The sequence below is a fragment of the Streptomyces sp. NPDC006512 genome (genome assembly GCF_040611935.1).
In the GTDB taxonomy this organism is placed as follows: domain Bacteria; phylum Actinomycetota; class Actinomycetes; order Streptomycetales; family Streptomycetaceae; genus Streptomyces.
The window spans coordinates 1-13,843 of the sequence record NZ_JBEXPG010000108.1; the positions used below are offsets into that span (position 1 = coordinate 1).

General features: G+C 73.4%; 15 protein-coding genes. 6 read left to right on the forward strand and 9 right to left on the reverse strand.

Annotated elements, in window-relative coordinates; all coding sequences use genetic code 11:
- Window positions 1-232 precede the first annotated feature (232 nt).
- The gene (locus tag ABZZ17_RS38940) at window positions 233-577 is read left to right on the forward strand and encodes a hypothetical protein (RefSeq protein ID WP_356883947.1); all 345 of its coding nucleotides are present in this window, start codon (window positions 233-235) and stop codon (window positions 575-577) included.
- A 24-nt stretch (window positions 578-601) separates the two neighbouring features.
- Here the strand turns inward: ABZZ17_RS38940 and ABZZ17_RS38945 are convergent, their stop codons facing one another.
- The gene (locus ABZZ17_RS38945) at window positions 602-1,096 is read right to left on the reverse strand and encodes a hypothetical protein (RefSeq protein WP_356883949.1); all 495 of its coding nucleotides are present in this window, start codon (window positions 1,094-1,096) and stop codon (window positions 602-604) included.
- Between the two features lie 166 nt (window positions 1,097-1,262).
- Between ABZZ17_RS38945 and ABZZ17_RS38950 the strand changes: the two genes are divergently transcribed.
- Entirely contained in the window at window positions 1,263-2,279 is a 1,017-nt protein-coding gene (locus ABZZ17_RS38950; RefSeq protein WP_356883951.1) for a hypothetical protein, read from the forward strand.
- Window positions 2,280-2,474: 195 nt separating this feature from the next.
- On the opposite strand, the gene ABZZ17_RS38955 is transcribed toward ABZZ17_RS38950, so the two are convergent.
- The 5 genes from ABZZ17_RS38955 to ABZZ17_RS38975 form a co-directional block, all read right to left on the reverse strand.
- Entirely contained in the window at window positions 2,475-3,071 is a 597-nt protein-coding gene (locus ABZZ17_RS38955; protein WP_356883953.1) for a class I SAM-dependent methyltransferase, read from the reverse strand.
- Between the two features lie 9 nt (window positions 3,072-3,080).
- Window positions 3,081-3,764, reverse strand: coding sequence for a GNAT family N-acetyltransferase (locus ABZZ17_RS38960; RefSeq protein WP_356883955.1), 684 nt, complete (start codon window positions 3,762-3,764; stop codon window positions 3,081-3,083).
- A 67-nt stretch (window positions 3,765-3,831) separates the two neighbouring features.
- Window positions 3,832-4,803, reverse strand: a complete 972-nt coding sequence (locus ABZZ17_RS38965; RefSeq protein ID WP_356883957.1) for an ABC transporter permease subunit — start codon at window positions 4,801-4,803, stop codon at window positions 3,832-3,834.
- Window positions 4,800-5,606, reverse strand: coding sequence for an ABC transporter ATP-binding protein (locus ABZZ17_RS38970; RefSeq protein WP_356883959.1), 807 nt, complete (start codon window positions 5,604-5,606; stop codon window positions 4,800-4,802). The genes ABZZ17_RS38965 and ABZZ17_RS38970 overlap by 4 nt, the downstream gene beginning before the upstream one ends.
- The gene (locus tag ABZZ17_RS38975; RefSeq protein ID WP_356883961.1) at window positions 5,603-5,812 is read right to left on the reverse strand and encodes a hypothetical protein; all 210 of its coding nucleotides are present in this window, start codon (window positions 5,810-5,812) and stop codon (window positions 5,603-5,605) included. Before ABZZ17_RS38975 ends, ABZZ17_RS38970 begins: the two co-directional genes overlap by 4 nt.
- Before the next feature lie 190 nt (window positions 5,813-6,002).
- Here ABZZ17_RS38975 and ABZZ17_RS38980 point away from each other — a divergent pair, with 190 nt between their 5' ends.
- The 3 genes from ABZZ17_RS38980 to ABZZ17_RS38990 are packed head-to-tail and all read left to right on the forward strand — an operon-like array spanning window position 6,003 to window position 9,065.
- The gene (locus ABZZ17_RS38980) at window positions 6,003-7,250 is read left to right on the forward strand and encodes a histidine kinase (protein WP_356883963.1); all 1,248 of its coding nucleotides are present in this window, start codon (window positions 6,003-6,005) and stop codon (window positions 7,248-7,250) included.
- Window positions 7,247-7,912 (forward strand): response regulator transcription factor, encoded by a 666-nt coding sequence (locus ABZZ17_RS38985; protein WP_356883965.1) that lies wholly within the window; start codon window positions 7,247-7,249, stop codon window positions 7,910-7,912. The genes ABZZ17_RS38980 and ABZZ17_RS38985 overlap by 4 nt, the downstream gene beginning before the upstream one ends.
- A 19-nt stretch (window positions 7,913-7,931) precedes the next feature.
- Window positions 7,932-9,065: a winged helix DNA-binding domain-containing protein gene (locus ABZZ17_RS38990; protein WP_356883967.1), complete on the forward strand. Its 1,134-nt coding sequence runs from the start codon at window positions 7,932-7,934 to the stop codon at window positions 9,063-9,065.
- A gap of 25 nt (window positions 9,066-9,090) precedes the next feature.
- Here the strand turns inward: ABZZ17_RS38990 and helR are convergent, their stop codons facing one another.
- Window positions 9,091-11,262 carry an RNA polymerase recycling motor ATPase HelR gene (gene helR / locus ABZZ17_RS38995; protein ID WP_356883969.1) on the reverse strand — a complete coding sequence of 724 codons (2,172 nt, stop codon included), beginning with the start codon at window positions 11,260-11,262 and terminating at the stop codon, window positions 9,091-9,093.
- A 239-nt stretch (window positions 11,263-11,501) separates the two neighbouring features.
- Entirely contained in the window at window positions 11,502-12,134 is a 633-nt protein-coding gene (locus tag ABZZ17_RS39000; protein ID WP_356883971.1) for a DUF6817 domain-containing protein, read from the reverse strand.
- 187 nt (window positions 12,135-12,321) lie between these two features.
- Between ABZZ17_RS39000 and ABZZ17_RS39005 the strand changes: the two genes are divergently transcribed.
- On the forward strand, window positions 12,322-12,972 hold the full coding sequence (locus ABZZ17_RS39005) for a uridine kinase (protein WP_356883973.1): 651 nt from the start codon (window positions 12,322-12,324) through the stop codon (window positions 12,970-12,972).
- Here the strand turns inward: ABZZ17_RS39005 and ABZZ17_RS39010 are convergent.
- Window positions 12,948-13,634: a DUF4937 domain-containing protein gene (locus tag ABZZ17_RS39010; RefSeq protein WP_356883975.1), complete on the reverse strand. Its 687-nt coding sequence runs from the start codon at window positions 13,632-13,634 to the stop codon at window positions 12,948-12,950. The genes ABZZ17_RS39005 and ABZZ17_RS39010 overlap by 25 nt on opposite strands.
- Window positions 13,635-13,843 lie beyond the last annotated feature (209 nt).

Genomic DNA, 13,843 nt, shown 5'->3' on the forward strand with positions numbered 1-13,843 from the left:
ACTCGCTACGACAAAACCCGCGAGTCCTACCAGGCAGCCGTCACCGTCGCATCCCTGTTCCTCTGGCTAAAGCCCCTTTGAAGACACTGCCTAGGTCGTGTCGGACCGGGGGCCCCTCCCCAGGAGCATTGAGTACGGGTACTCAGGCGCGGGTCACGCCACCCCGCGACGATGGTGATCACCGCCCGGGGCGCCGCCGCGCCCCGCACCGACACGGCCCACCAGGAGAAACATGCGCTCCCTGCGCGCCCTCGTACGCCTCACCTTCTGCAACTGGGCCTCGGGCCTCTACCTCGGACTCGGGTGCTTCCTCCTGCTCGTCGGAGCCGGCGACGAAGCCAACCAGACCGCGGGCCTGTTGGCCCTCTTGCTCGCGGTGCCGACCGGAGCCTTCCTGATGTCGGGCGTCAACTCCGCCGGCTCGTGGGCGCAGGGGGACGCGGCGATCTGGACCGTCCTGGCGGTCTCGTACCTGTTCCAGGCCTTCCTGCTGGGCCTGTTGGCCCGCGCGATCCGCAGGGCGGTCAACCGCGGCACGCGCCTCCCGGGCGCCGGGGACCTGCCCGGCGGCCACTGAACCCGGAGCGCCGGCCCTGGCCGGTCAGTAGCGCACTGCCCTCGCCGTACTGGCCAACGAGGTGCCCGTCAGCTTGTGGGTGCTGCGGGCGACGCCCTGCCCCGTCCCGTTGCCCGCGACGTCGGCGACGGTCACCACGACCGTGTCGAGGCGGTTGCCGCTCTCGTCCTTGAAGTCGACCTGCACCGCGAACGACTTCTTCGACGCGTCGGTGTTCTTCACCGTCACGGGGACGACCGTGTACCCCTCGGCGTCGTTCGACGCCGCGCCCAGCGTCACGTCGTCCTTCGCCTGCGCGCCGTTCTTGATGTCGGCGAACTTGTCCTCCGCCGCGGCCGCCGCCGACGCGGCGGCGGAAGCGGCCGCGGACGCCGCGGAGGACACCGCGGCACCGGCCGACTGCACCGCCGAGGCCGCCTTCGACGCGGCGTCCGAGGCCGAGCCCGCCCCGTCGGAACAGCCCGCCGTACCGCAGACCGCCATCACGATCACCGCACCCGCCGCCAGACCACGCCTCACCACGACCACCCAGCCTCTCCACGACTCGCTGCCTGCCGTCCATCCAACGTCGCGCCCCCGCCCGCACCGGTCCCGACCCGGCGACGCAACCGGGTGAATGCCCGCGGCAGAGCGCCCGAGCGGGGACGTGCCTAGGCTGGAAGGGGCGCTCGGATGAGGTGAGGCCATGACCACGAAGCGGATCCCCGCACTCGCCACCGCTTCCGCCGTCGCCGCCGCGTGCCTGCTGTCCGGATACGCGCACCCCTCCGGATACGCGCACCCCGGCGACAGGGCGTCCGCCGCGACGGCCGGCGCCGGCACGCGGGACGCCTCCTGCCGGACCTCCCTCCCCGACAGTTTCTGGCGGGCGCCCGTCGACACGCTTCCCGTGCACCGCGACTCCGCCCGCTACGTCGCTTCCATCGGCTCCGCGGAACCCCTGCACCCGGACTTCGGGTCGGGGCTCGTCGACGGCAGCCCCATCGGCATCCCCATCACCGTCTCCGACACGCAGCTACCGGAAGCGAAGGTCTCCCTCGACTACGCCGAGGAGAGCGACAGGTCCGGGTACCGGATCCCGCAGGACGCGAAGATCGAGAACGGTCCGGCGAGCGACGGCGACCGGCACGTCGTCGTCTGGGACCGGGCCCTGTGCAAGTCGTACGAACTCTGGGACGCCGAGCCGCAGGGCGGCAACGCCTGGCACGCCGGTTCGGGGGCGGTCTTCGACCTGCGGAGCCACGAGCTGAGGCCCGACGGGTGGACCTCGGCCGATGCCGCGGGCCTCGCCGTCCTCCCCGGGCTGGTGCGCTACGAGGAAGCCGCGGCCGGGCGGATCGACCACGCGATCCGCATCACGGTGCCCCGCTCGGACCAGAGCTACGTCTGGCCCGCGCGGCACCAGGCGGGCGCCGCGGCGGACGCGTCGCTCCCGCCCATGGGACTGCGGCTGCGGCTCAAGAGCTCGGTGGACACCTCGAAGCTGGCCCCGCAGGCCAAGGCCGTGGCCGAGGCGCTCAAGAAGTACGGCGCCATCGTCGCGGACAACGGTTCGGCCTGGTTCATCACGGGCGAGGAGAACCCCGGGTGGGACAACGCCCAGCTCCGCGGGCTCAAGGCCTTCAAGGGATCGGACTTCGAGGCGGTCGACACCTCCGGCATGCAGCAGTCAGCGGACTCGGGCGCCGTCGCGCCGAAGTAGCCCCGCCGGGCAGACAGGACTGTGACGGCACTGCCTAGTGCCGTGACCGGAAAGGTCCACCGGGTCGCGACGCCCGGCACGGAACCTCTCCGCGTTGTCGGACCACGGAGGTACGTCCGGTACGAGCCGCGGCCCTCCGCCTTGAGATGCACCGCACCGGACGCCGCGCCCCGGCAAACCTTCCCGGCCACGGCACTAGACGCGCACCGCGCCGAGCTGCGCCGCTTTCGACGGCGCACGGCCCGGGGGTTCCCACGTCCAGGTGCGGACGTCGGTGAAGCCGGCCGCGCGGACGGTGTGCGCGAGGGCCGGCAGGGCGGTGGGGAGCCACTTCTCGTGGGCGGAGAGAAACAGGCGGCCTCCGGGGCGCAGAACGCGGTGCAGTTCGGCGAAGGCGCCGGGGAGGTCGGGCCAGAGTTGGACGTTGTTGACGGAGATCACGACGTCCACGGAGGCGTCGGGTTCACCGGTGTCGGCGGCGGTGCCGAGGGCGAGGCGCAGACGGCCCCCGTCGATCGCGGAAGCGCACCGGCGGCGGGCCGCGGCGAGCATGACGTAGGAGGGGTCGACGCCGATCACGTGGGCCGAACACCGGGCGGCGGCCACGAGCCCGACACCGGGCCCGGGACCGACGACCAGGACGACCTCCTCCTCGGACGGCGCGGCCAGCGAGACGACACGGCGCTCGGCGGCGGCGTTGCCGTGCGCCATGAGCCGGCCGCCGAGGCGGCCCAGCAGGCCACTGGGCACACCGAAGCCCTTCATCAGGAGGCGCTGCGCGGCGCTCCCCACGGCCCCGCCTCAGCCGCCGTCGCGCGCGGGACCACCGCTTGCGGGGCCGCCGCCGGTGCCCGGGTCGCGCCACATCGGCCACAGGACCGGCCCGCCGTCCGGCAGCCGGATCTCTCCCGTGACACGGAAGCCGAACCGTTCGTAGAACGGGACGTTGGAGGGCTTGCTGGACTCCAGGTAGGCGGGCTGCCCGAGCCGGTCGCAGTCGGCCAGCTGCTGCCGCACCAGCGCCGAACCCACGCCCCCGCCCTGTGCGACCGGATCGGTCCCCAGGCACGGCAGGTACCAGTGGGGCGTGTCGGGGTGGGCCTCGTGCAGGGTGTTCTGGACGTCCGCGGCACGCCGCAGTCCGCCCGGGCCGAAGGCGCGTACGTACTGCGGCATCGCCGCCAGCTCCCGCAGCGCGGAGGTTTCCCAGCGTCCGGGACCCGACCACAGCGCGGCCCCCAGCAACCGCCCGTCGGCCGTCGCGGCCACCCGGACACCGCCGGTGCGCGGCCGCTGCTGCCGCTCGACCAGCTTGAAGAAGCGGGCCATCCGGCGCTCCCGGCCGGACGCCCCGGGGAACATCCACGTCGTGACCGGGTCGTCGGCGAAGGCGCGGGCCAGGAGCGCGGCGACCGCCCCCGACTCGGCCGGCCCGGCGCACCGGATCCCGTACCCCGCGGACGGCAGCGCTGTGCGTGCGTTCATGGGGTCACGGTAGGCAGCCCGGCCGGGCCGCCCCCGCCGCGCGCCCGTGACACGCCGGTGAGCTCCCTCAGGTGAGGCGGCGCCGCGTCCACCAGAAGCAGAACAGCGCGAGGACTCCGGCTGCCGCCAGGCAGACGCCCGTCTCCATCCACTGGAGCGGCCACAAGTGGGACGTCGGATGGTACTCGGCCCACTCTCCCGTGACCCCCCGCCGGGCGAGGCACTGCTCGTAGTCCCCGGCGCTGAGGCACGCACTCGCGTCGGGCACCCGCTGTCCGGTCGCGGACAGCAGCCCTTCGGCGCGCAACCAGGCGCCGTCCGGCACCGGGACGGCCCCGCCCCGCGCCTGCGCCACGCGTACCGGCCACAGGGCGCCGCGCACCTGCTCCAGCGCGTACAGCAGTACCGCGCCGACGACCACGGTGGCACCCATCGCGGCGACCGTGCGCCGGATCAGCAGGCTCGAAGTCACCCCGGCCAGCAGCAACAGCAGGGACTTGGCGACCGGGGCCGGGCCGATCGCGTCGTAGGGCATCGGGCCGTACCAGGGGAAACCGCTCCCGACCGGGCCGTCGATCGTGTGCCACCACCAGGTCGCGGCGGCGGTGACCAGCCCGCCGAACAGGACCGTCAGGGCGGCGGGCACGGCGAGCTTCGCCAGGAACCAGCGCGTACGCGTCACCGACTGGGACAGGACGGTGCGGTACGTCCCGGACTCCAGCTCCTGCGCGAACAGCGGTGCGCCGAGGAACAGGCCGAACACGAAGGGGAGGAGGACCAGGACCTGCAACGGCCGCCGCAGCGGGTACTGGTGCTGCTGCTGGAACTCCTTGAGGAGCTCCACGCACTCCCGGGACTTCTCCGCCGCCGCGCCCGCGCACTCGGACAGCCGTGGCGTGACGGCGTCGGCCGCCCCGTACCCGCCGATCAGGAAGAAGCCGGCGACCAGTACCGATCCGGTGAGGAGCGCCCAGCGGACGGCCCGGTGCTGGCGCCACACGAGCCAGGTCACGCCCCGCAGGCCCACCGGGCCCCTCATGCCCGGTCCCGGGCGGGCTCGGGGCGGGCGGAGGCGGTGATCACCGTGGGCAGGGCGGGGTCGCGCAGGTAGGTCATGAGGAGGTGTTCCAGGGAAGGTGCCGGGCCGTCGCCGCCGGGGCGGTGGGCGGTACGGAGCTCGTCGATGCCGCCAGCGAGGCGGACCCGGCCGGAGCCGACGACGAGCAGGAAGTCGCAGGTGTCCTCCAGTTCGGACACCACGTGCGAGGAGAGGACCACGGTGGTGCCGTGCGCGTCCGCCTCGGTCAGCAGGAGCTGCGCCATCTCGTGGCGGACCAGCGGGTCGAGGTCGGCCATCGGCTCGTCCAGCATGAGCAGACCGGGGCGTTTGCCGAACGCGAGGGCGAGGGCGACGCGGGTGCGCTGGCCGCCGGAGAGCGAGCCGACCTTCGCGCCGGGCGGGATGCCGCCGCCCGCGATGACCCGCTCGGCGACGGCCTGGTCCCAGCCGGGGTTCGTCTCCCGGCCCATGCGCAGGACCTCCTCCACCCGGAAGCCGCGGTAGAGCGGCTTGTCCTGGCTGAGCAGGGCGGTCGTGCGCCGGGCGGCCGGCGAATGCGGCGCGGCGCCGAAGACGCTGATCGAACCCTCGGTGGGCGTGAGGAGGTCGGCGGCCAGGGAGAGCAGGGTGCTCTTGCCCGCCCCATTGGGCCCCACCAGGGCGCAGACCCGTCCGGCGGGTATCTGGAAGGTGCAGTCGCGCAGGGCCCAGCCGCGCCGGTAGCGGCGCCCGAGCCCGACCGCACGCAGGGCGGGGACGGCGGGCGTGCCGGAGCGATTCACCGGCCGCTCCCGGCCCGTCGGAGGGCCGCCGACCCCAGGGTCGCGCCGGCCACGAGGAGCGTCAGGTCCGCGGTCCGGACCGGCAGGTAGGAGGGGAGGGGGAGGCGTGCGCACAGGGCGTGGGCGAGGGGCACCCCGCCGGCGGCGACCAGCAGCACGGCGAGGACGCCGAGCAGCAGGGTCGCGGGCTTCGGTCCGTTGTTCATGGCGCCGACGCTAGGGAAGCCGTCCGGTCCGGCACATCGGCTCAAGGTCGGCGCACGCGGCGACCTTCGGAGGGGCGGACGGCGACCTTCCGGGGGGCGGGTGAAGGCCGCGGTATCCAAAGTATGGGGTTCCCCGACCAAGGACCGGATGTACGTTTTGCCCCTGTTGCGTCGCGTACGCTCTTGGCCCATGCCCCGAATCCCACGCCAGCGGACCATCGACCTCGCCGTCGTGGTCTTCGCCCTCGGCCTGTCGGTGGCGTTGACCATGACCAGCAGCAACCCGCTGCTGATGTTCCCGCGCATGGGCGTGGGCACCAGGCTGCTGTTCCCCGTCGAGGACTTCCTCCACGTCGGGCACGGAAGCCACGGCCCCCGCTTCTTCGGCACCGGGCTGGTCGCCGGGACGGGCGCCGCGCTCGCCCTCTGGTGGCGCCGCCGCTTCCCGCTGGCCGTGGCCGCCGTCACCCTCGCCCTCGGTCTGACCTGCCCGGCCGTCACCGTCTCCGCGATGGCCGCCCTGTTCACCGTCGCCGCGCTCCGCCCCCTGCGCACCACCCTGTGGGTGGCGGCGGCCGCCGCGCTGCCCGTGCCCCTCGTCATGGTGCTCGGTGAGATGCCCAGCACCGCCTTCTCCACCCTGGGCATCCTCCTGATCGCCTGGGCCCTGGTCGCCCTCGCCGTCGGCTGGGGCCTGTTCGTACGCTCCCGCCGCATGCTGGTCGACGCCCTGACCGAACGGGCCCGGCGCGCCGAGGAGGAAGCGGCCCGGCAGGCGGTCGAGGCGCAGCTGCGGGCCCGCGAGGACATCGCCCGCGAGATGCACGACGTACTGGCGCACCGGCTGTCGCTGCTCAGCGTCCACGCCGGCGCCCTGGAGTTCAACAGGTCCCCCGACCCCGCGGCCGTGGGCCGCGCGGCAGGCGTGATCCGGGACAACGCCCACCAGGCCCTCCAGGACCTGCGCATGGTCATCGGCGTGCTGCAAGCGCCCGGCGACGAACCGGCGGACGCGCGGGGCGGGCCGGCCGAAGCACCCCAGCCCGTACTGGAGGACCTCGACCGCCTCGCACACGAATCCCGCGCCGCGGGCATGCGCCTCGACCTGCGGGTGGACGTCGACGACCCCGCCCGGGTCCCGGACCTGGCGGGCCGCACGGCGTACCGGATCGTCCAGGAGGCACTGACCAACGCCCGCAAGCACGCCCCCGGCGCCGCCGTCGTCGTCGAGGTGAGCGGTGGCCGCGACAGCGGGCTCGACATCATCGTCCGCAACCCCGTACCCGCACAGCGGGTGCCCGCCGGCTCCGCCATCCCCGGATCCGGGCGGGGCCTGATCGGGCTGGGCGAGCGTGCCGCCCTGGCCGGCGGACAGCTGCGGCACGGCCCCGAACACGGCGAGTACCTCGTCCAGGGATGGCTGCCGTGGTCCGCATGATCCGCGTACTCCTGGCCGACGACGACCCGCTGGTGCGGATGGGGCTCCAGCTGATGTTCGGCGGCGTCGAGGACATCGCCGTCGTCGCGGAAGCGGCCGACGGCGAACAGGCCCTCGCCCGTGTCGCGGAACACGCCCCCGACGTGGTCCTCCTCGACATCCGGATGCCCGTGATGGACGGCCTGGCCGCGACGCTGGCCCTGCGCGCCCTGCCAGATCCCCCCGCGATCGTCATCCTGACGACCTTCAACCCGGACGAGTACGTCGTACGGGCGCTCAGTGCCGGAGCCGCCGGCTTCCTCCTGAAGGACACCCCGCCGACGGACATCGTGGCCGCCGTACGCAGGGTGGCCGCCGGCGAACCCGTCCTCTCCCCGGCGGTGACCCAGCAGCTCATCGCCCGCGTCGCCGCCCCGGCCACGGAGCCCGCCCGGGCCCGCACGCAGGCCCGCGACCGGCTGGCGCGCCTCGCGGCCCGGGAACGCGACGTGGCCCTCGCCATCGGGCAGGGCCGTACCAACGCGGAGATCGCCGCCCGGCTCTACATGAGCCTGCCCACGGTCAAGGCCCACGTGTCGAGCATCCTCACCAAACTGGAAGTGACCAACCGCGTCCAGGTCGCCCTGATCGTCCACGACGCGGCACCGGAAGAGACGGCCTAGACAGGGCAGAATCCCGACCGTGACGATCACCGCGCGCGAACTCAACCGGGCCACCCTCAGCCGGCAGCTGCTGCTCGACCGTGCACCGCTGCCCGTCCCCGAAGGGGTGCGGCGGGTCGTCGCGCTCCAGGCACAGGACCCGGCATCGCCGTACCTCGCCCTGTGGAACCGGCTCACCGACTTCGCGCCGGCCGCGCTCGACGCCGCCTTCACCGGGGGATCGGTGGTCAAGGCGACCCTCATGCGGATCACCCTCCACGCCGTGCACGCCGAGGACTATCCCGCGTTCCGCACGGCGATGCAGCCCACGCTGTACGCGTCCCGGCTCGGCTCCCGCTTCGCCGTCGCGGGCCTGACCCCGGCCGACGCCGAGGAACTCGTCCCGGAGCTGCTGGCCTTCGCCCGCCGGCCGCGAACCTCGGCGGAGATGCAGGCCTGGGCCGAGGAACGGCTGGGCGCGGAGAAGAAGGACGGGGCCTGGTGGGGGCTGAAGGGGTACGCACCGCTCCACCACGCCCCGACCGGCGCCACCTGGACGTTCGGCCACCGGCCGGCGTTCGTCGCGGCCGGCACCGGCACCGTGCCCGCGGGCCGCGCCGTCGACCCCGAGGCGCTGCGGACCCTGATCCTGCGCTACCTGGCGGGGTTCGGGCCCGCGTCGGTCGCCGACGTGGCGCAGTTCGCCATGGTGCGGCGGGCCCCCGTACGCGCCGCGCTGCACGCCCTGGACGGCGCGGTCGAGCAGCTCCGAGGGCCGGACGGCGACACGCTGTTCGACCTCCCGGGCGCCTCGCGGCCACCGGCCGACACCCCCGCGCCGCCCCGCCTCATGGCCATGTGGGACAGCGTCCTGCTGGCCTACGCCGACCGCGGCCGGGTGATACCCCCGGCCTACCGGCCCCTCGTGATCCGGCGCAACGGCGACGTGCTCCCCACCCTGCTGGTGGACGGACACGTCGCCGGCGTCTGGCGCCCGGTGCCCGGCGGCATCGAGGCCACGGCCTTCCACCCCCTGTCCCCCGCCGCCTGGGAGGGCCTCGCGTCGGAGGCCCGGTCCCTGACGGCCCTCCTCGCCCCGCGCGAGCCCGCCGTCTACAGCCGCTACCACCACTGGTGGTCGAAGCTCCCCGAGGCCGGAACGCGGCTGCTGTAGGCGCCGCCCCGGGATCCGTGCCGGGTCAGGGGGTCCTGAGGATCACCAGCCGCTGGGTCGCGCGGGTCATCGCGACGTAGCGGTCCACCGCTCCCTCGACGCCCTCGCCGAACGTCTCCGGATCGACGAGCACGACCAGGTCGAACTCGAGCCCCTTCGACAGCTCCGGCGTCAACGACCGGACCCGGGACGCGTCCCGGACCGTACCGTTCTCGACGGGACCCGCGGCGATGACACAGGCGACTCCGTCGGCCTGTGCGCCCAGCCAGGTGTCGAGCACCGAGTCCAGATCCGCGACGGAACCGTGCACGACGGGAATGCCGTTGCTGCGGAGGGAGGTCGGCACGTTGGCGTCCGGGAGCGCGGCACGGACGACGCGCTCGGCCTCCGCCATGACCTCTTGCGGCGTGCGGTAGTTGATGCTCAGGGAAGCCACGGTGATCCGGTCGAGCCCGACCCGCTCCAGCCGCTCCTGCCACGACTCCGTGAACCCGTGCCTGGACTGCGCGCGGTCACCGACGATCGTGAAGCTCCGGGACGGGCAGCGCTGCAGCAGCATCCGCCATTCGGCATCGGTCAGTTCCTGGGCCTCGTCCACGATGACGTGCGCGAACGGACCGGCCAGCAGGTCCGGTTCGACACCCGGCCGCGCGGCGTCGTCGATCAGCGTGTCCTGTAGGTCCCGTCCGCGCAGCATCCCCACCGCGCCTTCGCTCTCGTCGATCTCGACGTTCTGCAACAGGCTATCGATGGCATCGGCCCGGCGCGCGCGTTCGGCGGCGACGGAGGCGTCGTGGCGACGCCTGCGCACGGACGCCTCCGCGTCACCGAGGCGCTGCCGTGCCGCGTCCAGGAACGGCAGGTCGGACACCGTCCAGGCCCGGGCGTCCGCGCGTTGCAGTGCGCGAACCTGGTCGGGGCCCAGCCACGGGGCGCACCTGCGCAGGTAGGCGGGCATCGACCACAGGTCCCCGACGAGTTCGGCCGCGTCCAGCATCGGCCATGCCCGGTCGAGCGTCCTGATCAGGTCCCGGTCCTGGAGCAGCGACCTGCGCAGCAGTTCCGGCGCGACGTCGCTGTCGTCCTTGTCCATCAGGATCGTCAGCAGCTCCTCCCGGATCTGGTCGCGCGCCTCGTTGTGCGGAGTGCCCGGTTCGACGGCCTCGAACGCCGCCGCCCAGTCATCGGCGCTCAGCCAGATGTCGGACCAGTGGCTGGAGACCGTCATCCCCTCGGTGGGCGGCTCCTCGTACAGGCGGACGGCCGGTTCGATCGCCTTCAGCAGCTCCGCGGACGCCTTCAGGCGCGCCACCTCCGGGTCGGTCTCGGCCCCCGCTCCGGCTCCCTCCGCGACGAGGTCGCGCAGGGTGCAGGTCTGCACGCCCTCCTCGCCGAGGCTGGGCAGGACGTCGGCGACGTAGGCCAGGTAGGGCTGGTGCGGACCGACGAACAGGACGCCGCCGCGACGGTGGCCGAGGCGCGGGTCGGAGTACAGCAGGTGAGCGGCGCGGTGCAGGGCGACGACCGTCTTGCCCGTGCCCGGACCGCCGTCGACGACGAGGGCGCCGCGGGACCCCGCCCGGATGATGGCGTCCTGGTCGGCCTGGATGGTGGCGAGCACGTCGCGCATCCGGTCCGACCGGTTGCCGCCCAGGCTGGCGATGAACGCGGACTGGTCGTCGAGCGCGGCGTGCCCTTCGAGCCCGTCGGTGGTGAACACCTCGTCCCAGTAGTCGCTGATCCGGCCTCCGGTCCAGCGGTACCGGCGGCGGCTCGCCAGACCCATCGGGCCGGCGTGGGTCGCCGCGAAGAACGGCTCGGCGGCCGGGGAGCGCCAGTCGAGCAGCAGCCGGCGCCCGGCACTGTCGGTGAGCCCGAGGCGTCCGACGTACACGGGCTCGCCGCCGTCCGCCGGGACGACGCGGCCCAGGCACAGGTCCAGGCCGAAGCGGCGCAGGGTGCGCAGACGACTGGTCAGGCGGTGGATCTCCGCGTCCCGCTCCATCGCCTCCCGGCCGATGCCACCGGGCGCCCTGCGTGCGGCCGCGAGCCGGTCGGACAGTTCGGCGATCGCCTGCTCGAGGCTCTCCGCGATGGCCCCGAAGTGCCGCTCGTCGGCGTCGATCAGCGCCGGGTCCGCCTTGGGGGAGAGGTGACCGGGAAGGTCGAACGCGCTGGTGGTGGTCAGAGGGTTCATGCGCCCACCACCGCATCGACGGCACCGCACGACCTGTGAACCGACAACAACACATGCACTGAGTGAATCTCCCATTTCCGCAGGTTCTGAGCTCGGTCCGAGATTCTGACCCACGACGGGGGCCTTGCCGCAAGCCCCCCACTGCGCTATAAATTAAGAGTGGCAAGGAGTGGGTTGTTCCTCCTTGCCTTTCTTGTCCGTTCTGGACAGACGAACCCTCCGCGCATCGGCGCACCCCCTCATCCTTCACGGACACCATCAACTCCGGTTCTTGGTCCCGTCGTAGGCGGCGCGTTCCGGGGCCGGCTGGCGGGACCGGTCGGGGGAGGAGTCAGCACGGTCACGCAGTCCTGCCATGCCGAGGGGCTCAGCAGGGGCCGGAGCCGTGTGAACAGTGCCAGGAGGGAGGCTCCGTACGATGCCCGGAAGCCGGCGTCGACGTGGGCGACGTCCAGCTCGTTGGCGGCGGTCAGTTCCGCGAAATCGCTGCGCTGCTGGAGGGTTGGTGTGAACGTGCTGCCGGTGAACCGGTCCCGGAAGGCCGCGCCCGGCTCGGCCAGGGTGGGGTAGGACGCCTCGCGGTCGCAGCTCGCGTAGAGGTAGACGATCGCTTCGGCCTCGACGCCGATCACTTCCACCAGTGTGGCCCGGTGTCCGAGCGGCATCGGCGCGGTGGCGAACCCGTCGGTCCCGTAGAAGGCGTGGCACAGTCCCGCGAGTTGGAGGGCCGGACGGGCTTCCCAGCGGTCGAGCCGCTGCTGTACCCGGTGCAGGTGTGCGCCGAGGGTACCGCCGGGATGTTCCGTGGACGCGGCGCCGAGCTCTTCCAGGAGGTGCCGGGCGGCACGGACACGGTCGGCCGGGAGTGGCATCTGGTCGCTCCTTCTCGGATCGGACGAGATCGGGCCGGGTCGCCTCCCCGGGCGCCGGAAAGAGCGGCAGAGGGGGCGCCACCCGGTCCATCCTGCCCCGGCCTCCCGGTCCCCGGCGCACAATGGGCAACCTGACCGAGGCAAGACGGGGACGGACGGGGACGGACGGGGACGGACGGGCCGCACCATGACCGAACGCATCTGTGACATCGAGGAACTGGCCGGGACGATCGGTGCGAGCGCCGCCGAGCAGGGCAGGCCCGTGCTGCTCGGCATCGACGGTCCGGGTGCCTCGGGCAAGAGCACCCTGGCCGCGCTGCTCGCCGATCGGCTCGGACCGGCCGCCGTCGTCCACATCGACGACTTCCACCTGCCCTCGGCCGCCCGGCCGGCCACCACCGGCCAGGCCGTCGCCGCCCACTTCGACCTACGGCGCCTCCACGAGCAGGTACTGCGCCCCGCCACCGACGGCGCCGCCGTCCACTACCAGCGCTACGACTGGGACCAGGACCGCCTCGCCGAATGGACCACCCTCGCGCCGGCCACCCCGCTCGTCGTGGAGGGTGTCCACGCCCTCCACGCGGACCTGCGCTCCGCCTACACCTTCCGGGTGTTCTGCGACGCGCCCCGAGAGGTACGCCTGAGCCGAGGACTGGAACGGGACGGGGAGGAAGCCCGCTCCCTGTGGGTGGACGAATGGATGCCGGCCGAGGACCGCTACCTCGCCGCCCACACGCCGCACCGGTACGCGGACGTGCTCCTCGCCGGTTCCTCCCCGGCGCGGCGGGACCGGTCCGGCACGGCCGCCCCCGTCTACACCCTGACCTCCCGCCCCTGACGGAGCGGCGGCGCCGCGCCCGTTCGCGGCGCCGTGGGCAGGACGCACCAGTCGGGTTCGAGGGGTATGAGGTGCCCGGTCGTCGACCGGAGGTCGTCCGGGAGCCCGGCGCGGGCCCTGAGGGCCGGGAAGTGCGCGGCGAGGTAGCGCTCGTGGGCGGCGTGGCCGGACCAGAGGGTGGTGACCAGGTACCGGTGCGGGTCGAGCCGGATGACGACACCCGCGAGCATGCCGCCGGCCGCGGCCATACCCGGTGCCCACACCTCGCGCTGGACGTCGAGGAACCGTTCGTCACGGCCCGGCAGGAGCCGGCAGTCGGCGACCCGCAGCAGTCGGGCGTCCTGCACGGCGCGGGCCAGGGAAGCCGATTCTCCGGCCATGACGAGCACGGTCTCCCCGGCGGCCGTGTCGATCGCGGTGCAGCTCTCGCCTTGGCGGCTGCCCGCCAACACCTCGTCGTGCCGATCGCGCATGAAGCGCCGGTACGCCTCCGCGTCGCTCCACAGACCCAGGACGCGGGCCCGGCCGGTCGGGGCTTCCCAGCCGCCCACCTGGCCGACCAGACCCTGCTGGTCGCCGATGGCCGCCCAGGCGCGCTGAGCGGCGGCGAACCGCCCCCGCGCCGCCACCGGTACCGTGCAGCCGATCCACTTTCCCCACATGCTGAACCGCCCCCCTCCGGGCCGAGCCGACACCAACGATCATCACGATGATCACCCGCCGACCCGGGTAGGCGTCAATCGGTCCGAGGTAGCAGGCCAGCCCCCTACCTGCGGACTAGGCACTGTCTTCAAAGGGTTCTGATGGGGGATCATGTGCCGCATGGTGCGTCGTCATGAACTGTCGGATCTGGAGTGGGAAGCGTTGTCCG

Bases quoted from the DNA above. Each gene is read 5' to 3' on its own strand.
- ABZZ17_RS38940 (WP_356883947.1), top strand. From the start codon at position 233: ATGCGCTCCCTGCGCGCCCTCGTACGCCTCACCTTCTGCAACTGGGCC.
- ABZZ17_RS38950 (WP_356883951.1), top strand. From the start codon at position 1,263: ATGACCACGAAGCGGATCCCCGCACTCGCCACCGCTTCCGCCGTCGCC.
- ABZZ17_RS38960 (WP_356883955.1), bottom strand. From the start codon at position 3,764: ATGAACGCACGCACAGCGCTGCCGTCCGCGGGGTACGGGATCCGGTGC.
- ABZZ17_RS38965 (WP_356883957.1), bottom strand. From the start codon at position 4,803: ATGAGGGGCCCGGTGGGCCTGCGGGGCGTGACCTGGCTCGTGTGGCGC.
- ABZZ17_RS38975 (WP_356883961.1), bottom strand. From the start codon at position 5,812: ATGAACAACGGACCGAAGCCCGCGACCCTGCTGCTCGGCGTCCTCGCC.
- ABZZ17_RS38980 (WP_356883963.1), top strand. From the start codon at position 6,003: ATGCCCCGAATCCCACGCCAGCGGACCATCGACCTCGCCGTCGTGGTC.
- ABZZ17_RS38985 (WP_356883965.1), top strand. From the start codon at position 7,247: ATGATCCGCGTACTCCTGGCCGACGACGACCCGCTGGTGCGGATGGGG.
- helR (WP_356883969.1), bottom strand. From the start codon at position 11,262: ATGAACCCTCTGACCACCACCAGCGCGTTCGACCTTCCCGGTCACCTC.
- ABZZ17_RS39000 (WP_356883971.1), bottom strand. From the start codon at position 12,134: ATGCCACTCCCGGCCGACCGTGTCCGTGCCGCCCGGCACCTCCTGGAA.
- ABZZ17_RS39005 (WP_356883973.1), top strand. From the start codon at position 12,322: ATGACCGAACGCATCTGTGACATCGAGGAACTGGCCGGGACGATCGGT.
- ABZZ17_RS39010 (WP_356883975.1), bottom strand. From the start codon at position 13,634: ATGTGGGGAAAGTGGATCGGCTGCACGGTACCGGTGGCGGCGCGGGGG.